The sequence below is a fragment of the Pseudomonas sp. SAR267 genome (genome assembly GCF_052077595.1).
Classification (GTDB): domain Bacteria; phylum Pseudomonadota; class Gammaproteobacteria; order Pseudomonadales; family Pseudomonadaceae; genus Aquipseudomonas; species Aquipseudomonas vlassakiae.
Genome location: NZ_JBQIHU010000001.1, coordinates 4,414,624 through 4,426,532, shown reverse-complemented (window position 1 = coordinate 4,426,532; position 11,909 = coordinate 4,414,624). Strand labels below are relative to the sequence as shown.

At 63.3% G+C, this 11,909-nt stretch carries 14 protein-coding genes; 2 read left to right on the top strand and 12 right to left on the bottom strand.

Going from position 1 to position 11,909, the window contains the following annotated elements:
* Nucleotides 1-5 precede the first annotated feature (5 nt).
* Nucleotides 6-656: a response regulator transcription factor ErdR gene (gene erdR / locus ACTORR_RS20850; protein WP_313365481.1), complete on the bottom strand. Its 651-nt coding sequence runs from the start codon at nucleotides 654-656 to the stop codon at nucleotides 6-8.
* Nucleotides 657-835: 179 nt separating this feature from the next.
* Nucleotides 836-1,546 (bottom strand): tRNA-uridine aminocarboxypropyltransferase, encoded by a 711-nt coding sequence (locus ACTORR_RS20845; protein WP_313365482.1) that lies wholly within the window; start codon nucleotides 1,544-1,546, stop codon nucleotides 836-838.
* A 225-nt stretch (nucleotides 1,547-1,771) separates the two neighbouring features.
* Between ACTORR_RS20845 and ACTORR_RS20840 the strand changes: the two genes are divergently transcribed.
* Nucleotides 1,772-2,191, top strand: coding sequence for a quorum-sensing-regulated virulence factor family protein (locus ACTORR_RS20840; RefSeq protein WP_054883430.1), 420 nt, complete (start codon nucleotides 1,772-1,774; stop codon nucleotides 2,189-2,191).
* Here the strand turns inward: ACTORR_RS20840 and ACTORR_RS20835 are convergent, their stop codons facing one another.
* On the bottom strand, nucleotides 2,192-2,395 hold the full coding sequence (locus ACTORR_RS20835) for a hypothetical protein (protein ID WP_054883431.1): 204 nt from the start codon (nucleotides 2,393-2,395) through the stop codon (nucleotides 2,192-2,194).
* A gap of 292 nt (nucleotides 2,396-2,687) precedes the next feature.
* On the opposite strand from ACTORR_RS20835, the gene ACTORR_RS20830 reads away from it, so the two are divergent.
* On the top strand, nucleotides 2,688-3,806 hold the full coding sequence (locus tag ACTORR_RS20830) for an LOG family protein (protein ID WP_054883432.1): 1,119 nt from the start codon (nucleotides 2,688-2,690) through the stop codon (nucleotides 3,804-3,806).
* A 64-nt stretch (nucleotides 3,807-3,870) separates the two neighbouring features.
* On the opposite strand, the gene recX is transcribed toward ACTORR_RS20830, so the two are convergent.
* The 9 genes from recX to ACTORR_RS20785 form a co-directional block, all read right to left on the bottom strand.
* A complete protein-coding gene (gene recX, locus ACTORR_RS20825) occupies nucleotides 3,871-4,341 on the bottom strand; it encodes a recombination regulator RecX (protein ID WP_054883433.1) in 471 nt (156 codons plus the stop codon).
* An 11-nt stretch (nucleotides 4,342-4,352) separates the two neighbouring features.
* Nucleotides 4,353-5,420 carry a recombinase RecA gene (gene recA / locus ACTORR_RS20820; protein WP_054883434.1) on the bottom strand — a complete coding sequence of 356 codons (1,068 nt, stop codon included), beginning with the start codon at nucleotides 5,418-5,420 and terminating at the stop codon, nucleotides 4,353-4,355.
* Between the two features lie 103 nt (nucleotides 5,421-5,523).
* Entirely contained in the window at nucleotides 5,524-6,006 is a 483-nt protein-coding gene (locus ACTORR_RS20815) for a CinA family protein (RefSeq protein WP_054883435.1), read from the bottom strand.
* Between the two features lie 566 nt (nucleotides 6,007-6,572).
* Nucleotides 6,573-7,055, bottom strand: a complete 483-nt coding sequence (locus tag ACTORR_RS20810; RefSeq protein WP_313365211.1) for a lysis system i-spanin subunit Rz — start codon at nucleotides 7,053-7,055, stop codon at nucleotides 6,573-6,575.
* Nucleotides 7,052-7,600: a glycoside hydrolase family 19 protein gene (locus ACTORR_RS20805; RefSeq protein ID WP_262109419.1), complete on the bottom strand. Its 549-nt coding sequence runs from the start codon at nucleotides 7,598-7,600 to the stop codon at nucleotides 7,052-7,054. The genes ACTORR_RS20810 and ACTORR_RS20805 overlap by 4 nt, the downstream gene beginning before the upstream one ends.
* A 27-nt stretch (nucleotides 7,601-7,627) precedes the next feature.
* Complete coding sequence (locus tag ACTORR_RS20800; RefSeq protein ID WP_054885333.1) at nucleotides 7,628-8,662, bottom strand: phage late control D family protein; 1,035 nt, start codon at nucleotides 8,660-8,662, stop codon at nucleotides 7,628-7,630.
* 4 nt (nucleotides 8,663-8,666) lie between these two features.
* Complete coding sequence (locus ACTORR_RS20795) at nucleotides 8,667-8,873, bottom strand: tail protein X (RefSeq protein WP_262109417.1); 207 nt, start codon at nucleotides 8,871-8,873, stop codon at nucleotides 8,667-8,669.
* Entirely contained in the window at nucleotides 8,848-9,693 is an 846-nt protein-coding gene (locus ACTORR_RS20790; protein ID WP_313365212.1) for a phage tail protein, read from the bottom strand. Before ACTORR_RS20790 ends, ACTORR_RS20795 begins: the two co-directional genes overlap by 26 nt.
* Nucleotides 9,694-9,702: 9 nt before the next feature.
* A complete protein-coding gene (locus ACTORR_RS20785) occupies nucleotides 9,703-11,829 on the bottom strand; it encodes a hypothetical protein (RefSeq protein WP_313365213.1) in 2,127 nt (708 codons plus the stop codon).
* Nucleotides 11,830-11,909: the final 80 nt, after the last annotated feature.

Genomic DNA, 11,909 nt, shown 5'->3' with positions numbered 1-11,909 from the left:
CACCCTCAGTTACTGGCAACCGATTCAAGTTGTTGCAGCAACAGCGCGGCCTGAGTGCGGGTGCGCACACCCAGCTTGCGGAAGATGGCCGTCACATGAGCCTTGATGGTCGCTTCCGACACGCTCAGCTCATAGGCGATCTGCTTGTTCAACAAGCCTTCGCAGACCATGGTGAGCACGCGGAACTGCTGTGGGGTGAGGCTGGCCAGGCCTTCGCTGGCGGCCTTGGCTTCCGCCGAAACATCGACCTTTTCGAAGGCTTGCGGTGGCCACCAGACCTCGCCATCAAGCACTTTTCTCACGGCATCCTGAATGACTTCAAGGCCGCTGGACTTCGGAATGAAGCCGCTGGCTCCGAACTCGCGGGATTTGACCACCACCGCGGCCTCTTCCTGCGCCGAGACCATTACCACCGGAATCTGCGGGTACTGGCCACGCAACAGCACCAGCCCGGAGAAGCCATAGGCACCGGGCATGTTCAGGTCCAGCAGGACCAGGTCCCAGTCGGCCTTTTCGCTCAGGCGGGTTTCCAGTTCGGCGATGCTCGCCACTTCAACCAGTCGCACCTCGGCGCCCAGGCCGAGGGTAACGGCCTGGCGCAGCGCGCTACGAAACAGTGGGTGGTCATCGGCAATCAGGATTTCGTATGTGGCCATCGATCTATGGATCCTGTTCTGTGCCAGGCGCATGCGGAGTAGTAAAGCGCCGGGCGGGGAATCGGCGCCAAGGATGCCGAGCACGGCCGGAAGTGGTCAAGCCGACTACCCTGCCGTCTCGCCTACCCTGGCTGCCAGCCCCGACATTATGAACCAAAGTGAGCCATATGCCCCTTGGACTATAGGAAGGTATGCAAACGCTGGTGGGTGTCGTCCTGATCATCCAGTGGCAGGCGACGCTTGCCGCTCAGGTAATGCAGGCTGAATACATCCAGGTAGGCGTCCAGCGCCTGGGACGCCTGGCTGTCACCCGCCAGGTCCAGGCACATGGCCGCGACTTCGGCGGTGCAGAAATGGTCGTCACGCTTGGACCGACGCAGGCGATAGCGCGACATCTGCTCGGCTTGCAGGCTCAGCACCGGGAAGCGATCAAGATACGGGCTCTTGCGGAACATCTTGCGGGCTTCGGTCCAGGTGGCATCGAGCAGGATGAACAACGGGCGCTTGCCCGGCTCGCGCACGACCTCGCTGACCACCCGCTCCCGGGCGACGAACTCGCCCGGAAAAACAATGTAGGGCTGCCACTGCGGATCGTCGAGCAACGCCAGCAGGCGCTCGTCCACCGAAGTGCGCAGCCAACCGAAGGCGCTTGTGTCTTCGATCAGGTCGGCGATCAGCCAGCCGGTGTTGGTTGGCTTCAACGGCTCGGTGTCATGCATGAGCAGACACACGCCTGAGTCGGCCTGCACCGTGGGCTTCCACGCACACAGGCAGTGGGTGGCAATTACACGGCAATCGGGGCAACGCTCGGCGCGTGAACCACGGGCAATAAAAGGCTTGTTGCTGCGTGCCAGGCGCTCGGCACGCAGGCGTGCTACCGCGTGGCTCATGCTGGCAAGCCTGTGGACGGGTTGTGACTGGACACTGCAGGGACTCGGAAGGTGCAAAACGCCAGTCTACCAGAGCAGGCGCCATTTGGCCGTGCAGCGGAGCCAACCGGTCCCTTATAATCGGCGGCACTGGCCACCATGAATTTGCCCGCGATGCAGCCGGCTTCATGGAACGCCCGCCGCCGGCGCATGTCAAAGCGCCAGTCATCGAACCAGGAGAGATTCATGCTGCGTCTTATCGTCCCGACCCTGAGCCTGTTGCTCGCCCTGCCGTTGGCAGCCCAAGCTGCCTCCAAGCAGGAGTTCGAGCTCAACAAGTTGCTGCAGAAGGTCGCCACGGAAAGCAGTGTCGGCACCCCACGCGCGATCAACGAAGACATTCTCGATCAGGGCTATACCGTTGAAGGCAAGGCGCTGATCAACCACCTCAGCGTCCGCGCCGAGCATGCCGCACGCATGCAGCAGAACCCGGAGCAAGTGCGCAGCCAGCTTGGTGACAGCGTTTGCCGCAACAGTGGTTTCCGTAACCTGATGTCCAAAGGGGCGGTGATGGTCTACCGCTTCAGCGTGTATAAGACCAACCAACCGGTCATGGACCAGGCCTTCGATGCGGCCAGCTGCACCGCTGGCAACAAGAAGAAGTGATTAGGTAACCCGCTCTCCCTCGGCGCGCCGCGACTCTTCGTCGGCGCGCATCTCCGCCAGTAACGCCTGCAGGTAGCGTGACTGGCACTCGAGCGCTGCCAGCCTGCGGCGGCACTCTGCTTCCAGGCTTACATGGTGATCCTGGGCTGCATTTTCCAGCTGCTGATAGAGCTGCCGGTCTACCTCGATGACCAAGCGATGCATACCGCCACCTCCTGCATCGACACGTTTCGCTTCTCCAGTTAACCAAACCCACCACAAGGCTGGTCGCAGGCCGACGAGTGGCCACGGTGATCCCGTCTGCACGATCAGGCGCAACGGTCTAGATTGATAGCGAGGACTCGCAAAACAACAAGATCCTGCACCAAGGCCTTGAAGGCCTACTGCAATGCTCGGGATGCACACTCGAGTCACGGCAGCCAGCGACACACGCAGTGTCGCGGCCGTGCCACACCATCGGCCCGGTCAGAGGTTTTGCTGCAGAAGGAGACGTTGAATGCCTTACCAATCCAATGAACACCTGTTCAATCACTTCAGGGACCATGGCATCGACCTGGGCAAGATCGACCAGCAGCTGCAACTGGTCGCCCCGGACAGCCCCAACCTGCCGCTGTACCGCGACATGATGCTCACTGTCTTGCGCATGGCCCATGACGACAGCGACCGCTGGAGCGCCAAGATCACCCTGCAGGCCTTGCGCGAACTGGACCACTCGTTTCGCATGCTTCAGCGCTACCGTGGGCGACGCAAGGTCACCGTGTTCGGCTCGGCACGCACCCCGGTGGAACACCCGATGTACGCCCTCGCCCGTGAGCTGGGGGCGACCCTTGCCCGCTCCGAACTGATGGTCATTACCGGGGCCGGCGGCGGCATCATGGCGGCGGCGCACGAAGGTGCCGGCAGTGACCATAGCCTGGGTTTCAACATCACCCTGCCCTTCGAGCAACACGCCAATCCCACGGTGGATGGCACCGACAAGCTACTGCCCTTCCACTTCTTCTTTATTCGCAAGTTGTTCTTCGTCAAGGAAGCCGATGCACTGGTGCTCTGCCCCGGCGGCTTCGGCACCCTGGATGAAGCGCTAGAAGTATTGACGCTGATCCAGACCGGCAAAAGCCCATTGGTGCCGGTGGTACTGCTGGACTCACCGGGCGGTACGTTCTGGCAGGACTGCCTGGCGTTCATCAGCCGTCAGCTCGAAGAAAACCGCTACATCCTGCCCAGTGACCTGAAGCTGCTGCGCCTGGTGCACAGTGCCGATGAGGCGGTGGAAGAAATCAACCAGTTCTACAGTAACTACCACTCCAGCCGCTGGCTGAAAAACCAGTTCGTGATCCGCATGCACCATCGGCTCAGCGAGGCTGCACTGCATGACATACAGGAGGGGTTTGCCGACCTGCGCCTGAGTGGCCGTTACCACCAGCACGCCGACAGCGGTGCCGAACACGAGGTGGGCAACTTCAGCCATCTGACGCGACTGACATTTGCCTTCAACGGGCGTGATCAGGGACGACTGCGCGAATTGGTCGACTTCATCAACTTGCCGGAAAACTGGGCCAAGCCGGAGCCAATGCATACCACCCAGCGGGCTCGGGAAGCGTTGAAGGTCAGCTGAAGAGCAATTGCAGGACAAAGCAAAATGGCCTCATCGCCGGCGTACCGGCGATGAGGCCATTTGACTAGTAATCATCCAGATCCCGGCCGCTGAGCAGCCTGCCGATCATGTCCATGGGGAAACCGCGGTAAGCAAGAAACCGGGTCTGCTGGGCACGAGTTCGGGGATCCTGGGGGCGTTGCCCAGCGAATTTGCGCTGCCAGGTATCTCGCAACAGTGCCGCCCAATCCACTTCGCTTTCACGCAGGGCCTGCTCGATATCACTGCGGTTCAGCCCGCGCTGGCCAAGCTCTTCGCGAATACGCGCAGGGCCATAACCGGCACCTGAACGGTATCGGATGAAACTCTCGAGGTAACGGGCTTCGCTAAGCAGCCCTTCTTCGGCGAGCCGATCGAGCGCGGGCTCGATCAGTTCATCCGGGGCACCGCGCTGACGCAACTTGCGTGTCAGCTCGAAGCGACCATGCTCGCGGCGTGCGAGCAGGTCCATGGCTGTCCGCCTGACGGCAACGGGGGTGTCGAGTACGGCGGACATACCAGCTGCTATCAATAACCGGCGTCGGCGTCAGCCATGTCGTCGGCATCGGCTTCAGCGGCAGCAGCCTTACCAGCTTCGGCAACGGCACCGGCCTTGAGCAGCTTCTCGCGAATCTGCTTCTCGATTTCGGCACCAATGGCCGGGTTCTCTGCCAGGTACTTGGCCGCGTTAGCCTTGCCCTGGCCGATCTTGTTGCCTTGGTAGGCGTACCAGGCACCGGACTTCTCTACCAGGCCTTGGGAAACACCCAGGTCGATGATCTCGCCGTTGCGATAGATACCCTTGCCGTAAAGGATCTGGAACTCGGCCTGACGGAACGGAGGCGAGACCTTGTTCTTAACGATCTTGACGCGGGTTTCGCTACCGACCACTTCATCGCCTTCCTTGACCGCGCCGGTGCGACGGATGTCCAGGCGCACCGAGGCGTAGAACTTCAGGGCGTTACCACCGGTGGTGGTTTCCGGGCTACCGAACATCACGCCGATCTTCATACGGATCTGGTTAATGAAGATGACCAGGCAGTTGGCGTTCTTGATGTTACCGGTGATCTTGCGCAGCGCCTGGGACATCAGACGGGCCTGCAGGCCGACGTGCATGTCGCCCATTTCGCCTTCGATCTCGGCCTTCGGCACCAATGCAGCCACGGAGTCGACGATGATCACGTCAACGGCATTGGAGCGCACCAGCATGTCGGTGATTTCCAGGGCCTGTTCGCCGGTGTCCGGCTGCGAGACCAGCAGGTCATCAACGTTGACGCCCAGCTTGCCGGCGTATTCAGGGTCAAGGGCGTGTTCGGCGTCGACGAAGGCACAGGTTGCGCCGTTCTTCTGGGCTTCGGCGATGACCGACAGGGTCAGCGTGGTTTTACCCGAGGACTCCGGGCCGTAGATTTCGACGATACGGCCTTTTGGCAGACCGCCGATGCCGAGCGCGATGTCCAGGCCCAGGGAGCCGGTGGAAATGGCCGGGATGCCTTGGCGCTCGTGGTCGCCCATGCGCATGACTGCGCCTTTGCCGAATTGGCGTTCGATTTGACCCAGGGCCGCAGCCAAGGCGCGCTTCTTGTTGTCGTCCATTGAAATCCTCACGTGTTCGACTTGGCCCTGACGGCCGGAATACCTGTATAAGTAGCCAGTATTATTCCACAGGCAAGCGCGCGCGCAAACCCCTGTCGTCGATTTACTCGGCACCAAGCTGTAACAAGCCGTCTAACGCAGCGATCACCGTCTGTCGGCGCACCGCTTCGCGGTCACCGTCGAAGTGCCGGCGCTCGCTGCTGACATGGCTACCATCGGCCCAGGCGAGCCACACGGTCCCCACCGGTTTGGCCGGCGAACCGCCGTCCGGCCCGGCCACGCCGCTGACCGCCACGGCAAAGCGTGCACCGCTGGCGGCCTGGGCACCGCGGGCCATGGCCTCGACCACCTCCTGGCTGACCGCGCCAACCTCGGCGAACAGCGCCTCGGGCACATTCAGCAGGCGGGTTTTCTGGGCATTGGAATAGGTCACGTAACCGACCTCGAACCAGGCCGAGCTGCCAGGTATACGGGTGATGGCCTCGGCGATGCCACCGCCGGTGCAGGATTCGGCGGTGGTCACTTGCGCGCTGAAGCGGCGCAGGTGTTCGCCAAGGCGAGTGGCGAGAACGGTGATCGGGTCCATGGGTGGGTCCTTGAAGGGCCTGAGGAGGATGGGGACACCGTAGCATTTGGGGAAAGGAATGGGGATGGTTGATGATTGATCGATGTCGGCTGAGTGCATGCCTTGAAAGCTTCAGCGCCTGTGAGATCGAGCGCCGCCCGCGCGGCGCATCGCGGGCAAGCCCGCTCCCACATCTGTTTCGGGCCAGTTACTCCTGTACCGCCAACAGGATCCGCCTTGGTGCATGACTGGAGACCGGTGGAGCGGCATCAGCGCCCACCGAGAAATATCGCCATGCCCCTGTTGGCTTCCGCCGATGCATCGCCATGCTCCTGTTGGCTTCCGCCGATGCATCGCCATGCCCTTATTGGCTTCCGCCGATGCATCGCCATGCCCCTATTGGCTTCCGCCGATGCATCGCCATGCCAACAAGGCGGTCCCTGTTGGCTTCACAGGAGTAACTGGCCCGAAACAGATGTGGGAGCGGGCTTGCCCGCGATGCGCCGCGCGGGCGGCGCTCGATCTCACAGGCGCTGGAGCTTTCAAGGCATGCATATCCACAGGCGCTGCAGAACCCAAGGCCTGAACTAAGGCCCCCCACGCACTTCCCGCACATAATCCTGACAAGCCCGCAACGCCATCAACCCCCGGTCCCCTTCATCGGTGATGGCGATAATTCGTCGAGCATGCGCCGGGTCAAGTCCGGCGCGTACGGTTGCATGATCCACGCCGCCGGCGCTGGCGGCGGCAGGCACTGCGCTGTAGATGGCGTCGCGCTCGACCAGGACCGACAAGCGCAGATCGGCAGTAGCAAGGCGATCACGCAGGCGTGCCTGAGACTGTTGCGCATCAGCAAGTTCCTTGAAATGACGGGTTTCACTTTCATCCAGGCGCTGCTCAAGTGCTTGGCGCTGCCCACGCTCGACGAGCAGCCGGTCAGCCTCGGCATCGGCCTGTGCTTGCGCCAGCTGCGCCAGTTGCCGCCCGTAGCGCCAGCCCTGCACCTGCCAGGCCAGCGCTACGCACAGCACCATCAGCAATGCACCAAGGCCAAGCTGCAACCGGCTCAACACAACACCTCCCGCGCCCGCGCCCAGAGCTTGAGACGATCCTCCAGCCCATTGAGCCCACCATTGATATGGCGCGTGATGCGGTTGAACTCACCGCGATCAGCCAAGGCATTGAGCCCCCGCGAATGCCAGAACCACGCCGCCGACTCGCAGGCCCAGCGCGGTTGTTCGAGCAACTGCGGTTGCGCCAGCAAGCGCTCGTCGCCGAACAGCGCACGGCTGCAGGCCTGATAGTTGTTGCGCCCTGTGACCTGGATCAGGCCGCGCCCGCAGTACAACTGGCCATCGCCATCGGCCTGCGGCGTGTTGCCCAGGCGCAAGGCCTGGCTGCCGGTGTCATAGCGCGCCAGGTAGCGGTCGTTGCCCAGCTCCTTCACATAGCGGAACTGGCCGGACTCATGGCCGACCTGGGCGATGAACGCTGCCACACGCTTGGGGTTGTCGATTTCCCAGCGCGGCAGGGTAACGTTCAGTGCCGAAAGAAAAACGCCCGCAACGGGGCGGGCGTTCGGCAAAATCTGTAGCAATTGCGTTTCAGTGAGCATGTCTGACACTCCTTCCCTGTATCGTCCTCAAGCCTTGATCGCAGCCTTGCGACGGGGCGCTGCGCCCTTGGCCTGTACCTTGCCCGCCTTGCCGCCATTACCCAGCAGCGTGGTGCGCCAGCCCGAGGCGGTGAACACCTGCTCCACCGAGTCGATCTGGTATGGCCCGTCGAGGCCATCGACAAAGCCCTGCAGGTCGATGCTGCGTTCGGCGAACAGGTCGGTGCGCCCAGGCAGGTCGAGGCGCACATGGGCGGTGCTGCGGTTGAAGCTGGCCAGCCGCGCCCTGGCCGCCTGCTCGGCGGCGGCGCGGTTGGGGTACAGGTGACGGTCGGTGTGCACCGGCCGCTGGCCGTCCGCAGCGCCGTCGTTGGCCAGTTCGACCGTCACCAGCTCACCGCTGGCACTGTCCTGGTGACGGGTGCGTACGGCCTTGCGGGCGGATTTGTCGTCCAGGCGGAAATACCACTGGCTGACATCGCTACGGGCGATAGCGACTACATCCAGGGGCTTGCCACTGGCGCTTTGCCCGCCCTGGCGCGGCAGCACCAACAGCTGGCCGTTGGCGAGCTTGGCGGTGCTGTCGTACTGCAGGGCCAGACGGGTGATGAAGTTGAAATCCGATTCGTTGTACTGATCGACTCGCGGCACCAGGGTGAGCACCGGGCAGATCGCCTGCCAGCCATTGCGCGCACCAATTTCAGCGACGATGCGCTGCAACGGCACGGCCTCCCAACTGCCGCTGCGGATGGTCCGGCCCGTGCCACGCAGGTCACTGGCCTTGCCTCGGATCACCAGGGTGTCAGGCGGGCCGGACAACTCGACCTCATCGACGGTGTAACGCCCCAGCCGGGTCAGCGGCTGGCCGGCGTACCCCAGATGCACCTCGATCAACGCGCCGCGCGCGGGCAGCGCCAAGGCGCCGTCACGGGCGTCGATGCGCAGTTCGAAGTCGTCCGACTCCATGCCCGGCTTGTCGGTGGTGCGCAGCAACAACAGGCGGTCGTTGATCAGCGCAGTGATGTCCTTGCCGTCGGCCTGGATGCGAAATTGCGGTTGCATGGCATCAATCCCACAGCTGCACGACGTTGGCCTGCGCCAGCGCCAACATCGGCAAACGAATCATCACCCCGCTGCGAAACGGCTGGGCCTCGTCGGCCAGCCCCTGATTGGCTTGCAGCACCGCTTCGACACTACCTTCGAGGTGCCCGTAATAGTGGTGGCAGAGGGTATCGAGCACATCGCCCTCAGACGTTTTGCAGGTCTTGTCCATAGCTGACGAACTCCAGTGAGAAGCCTTGTTTGCGGGGAATGCCGCCGGCCAGCAAGACGCCCTGGTCTTCCTCGATGCTGGTCAGGCACCAGGTACCGAGCACTTCGCCGTAACCGGTGGTCAGCGACAGCGGCAGCAACTGGCGGCCAATGCCGCGCAGGGCCTGCAACTGGCCGAGGCCACCTTTGAAACCGGGGAATATCGCGCCGTGGATGCTGATGGTTTCTTCACCCAGGCTGACCGCCTGCTGGGCGTTTTCCCGGCTCAGGCGCTCCTGCCCCGCCCAGCGAAAACGCGTTTGCCGGCGCAGCTGGTCGAAAGCGGCGGTGTCGAGGTTGAAGTAGTAAGGCGCGGCGTTGGCCTTCAAGGGTTGCAGCACCAGCAGGTGCGGGAACGGCTTGATCGCCTCGGCCGCCGGCGTGGCCTCGGGCGCGAAGCCAAAGGTCGACAGCACACCCTTGGCCACCGCCTTCACATCGCCGACCACTCGGCGAATGGCCGCCCCGGCCTTGCCCAGGTGCTCGGCAAAGGCATCGACCTGGTCACGCACCTTGCGCACCACCGCCAAGGTCTGGTCGTACTTGGCGACCACCTTTTCGACGCGCTGCTTGGCCGAGTCGATGGCGCGCATCGTGCGTTGCAGGCGCTTGCCGATTTCCTTGCCGATCCATGGCAGGGCTTCGAGTTCCGCGGCCGCCTCCTTGGCGTGGCCGACCGCCTGCTGCATCGGGTCGAGCATGGCGTCGGCACGCCGACGCCCCTCCTCGCCCGCCTTGACCAGTGCATGCAAGCCGCCTTGCAACTGTTCCAGGTAGGTCATGGGTCCTCCTCAGGGTTGGGGTTGATCGGCCATCTGCACCGAACGCGCCTGGCGCATCAGGTCTTCGAGCATGCGCCGGGCGATGGCTTCCAGTTGTTGCAGGGTGGTCGGGTCGTCGAGGCTGTTGTTGAAGGTCACCGGCATGTTGGCGGTGAAGGTGAATTGCTGGTTGATGGTGGGAGGGGCAACAGGCTGCGCGGTTTGCCCCGCCATGCCGATCGGCGGAGCGGATACGTCAGCGCGTTCCCTGGCTGTCTTGAGTTGACCTGCAGCGTCATTGCTCGAACCAGGCGCAGCGTTGCCGGTGATGGACGCCACCGTGCGGCCCAGCCAGCCACCTGCGGACTCACCGCCCATGCCGCCCAGCACACCACCGATCAGCCCACCGATCGCGGTGCCGATGACCGGCACCACCGAGCCAATCGCAGCACCCGCTGCCGCCCCTGCGAGCGTTCCACCCAAGCCTCCGGCAGCACTGCCGTACGCGTCCATCTTCTGAGCAGGCGTGCCGTCGCTGTTGTAGGTTTCCACCATCTGCAGCGACGCATCCACCAGCGCGGCACCGGGTACTTTCTTGAACAGCTTGCCAAAGCCGGGCAACCGAATGCCTGCACCTTTCTTCAGCAACGAGGGCAAGCTAAGGCCTACAGGCATTCCTGCCTCATCATCCTGCCCGGTGAGTTGTGGCGTTGCGGCTTCTTGAGCCTGCGGCTGCGCCTGAACTTGCGAGCCTTGGATAGCGCTTGCTGTTCGCGCGGCAGCCGGGTCAGGCGTAACTTCGGCATCCGGCTCAGCCTTGGCATCCTGGTTCACCCAGCCATACAGCTTGCCACCGACCAGCGAGCCGAAAGCGTCGCCCAGATAGGCGCCGGCTTCGGCGCCATGTTTTCTGGCCAGTCGACTTTTGGTCAGCCTGGCCAGTACGGCACCCAGAACACGACCGCCGACTTCGCCGACCGCAGCACCAACACCCTGTGCCTGTTCTTCACCACTCTCACCTTCGACCAGCGCCTTGCCGGCCTTGCCGATGGCATCGACACGGTGTTTCTGCCACTCCTTGCCGGCGACCCTGGCAATCCTTCGCTGAGTGTTACGGGGCTGACGACGCATGACTGCTCGAGCGCCGCGACGACTAGCCAGCGCTGTCAACCCGAGCCCTGCGGCGACCACCGCGCCTCTGGCCACAGCCAGTTGCGGTGGTTCCTGGTCTTGCTCAGCAGGCAATGCGCTTGCCGCTTGCGGGTCAGGACTGGCCGGTGCCGCACCCGTGTCCGGTTGGGCAACAGTAGCCTGGGTTACCCAGCCATACAGCTTGCCACCCACCCACTTGCCGAAAGCGTCGCCCAGATAGGCACCGGCTTCGGCGCCATGTTTTCTGGCCTGCCGGCTCTTGGTCAGCCTGGCCAGCACGGCACCCAGCACACGACCGCCGACTGCGCCGACCGCAGCACCAGCGCCCTGCGCCTTTTCCTCACCACTCTCGCCTTCAACCAGCGCCTTGCCGACCTTGCCGATGGCATCGACGCGGTGTGCCTGCCATTCCTTGCGGGCGACCCGGGCGATCCTTCGCTGGGTATTGCGAGGTTGGCGCCGAATGACTTCGTGAGCACCACGACGGCCGGCCAGTGCCGTCAATCCCAGCCCGGCGGCTACTGCAGCGCCTTTGACCAGAGACACCTTGGGATCAGCTGGGGCAGCTTTGCCCGGCGTCGCAGCATCTGACTGCGGGTCCGTTGCTTCACCCTTTTCCTCTCGCGCCACAGAAATCGACGCGCGAAAAATACTGAGGATCAAGCTTGCCTTGAACGGCTTCAACCGGGCCAATCCGGCAATCACCCGGTCCAGCATCAGGTAATGCTGACGTAAACGCTCGACGGCCTCGGTCTCATCGCCCAGCCGGGCGATCTGGTCTTCATGTTGCTGTTCCTGGTCCAACGCCAGCTGACGTTCGACCTGACGTACCTTGCCGAGCTCCAACCCCAGGCGGATCACCTCGCCGATGAGCCGGCCCAGCCGGGTGCCGTCGGCCTGCCTGCGCAGGCGTTCGACATCCCGGCGCAGCAGGTCGATGGCCTGGCCCAAGGGGTTGATGACGGTGACGCCGAGCCCGAGGGTGAACACCTGTGTGTTCGCCATAGGTTCCTCCTTGTCACGGCGCGAGCCACCAGACCATGTCGCCATACGACATGGTCATGATTTCGCTCGCGGAAAAGTTC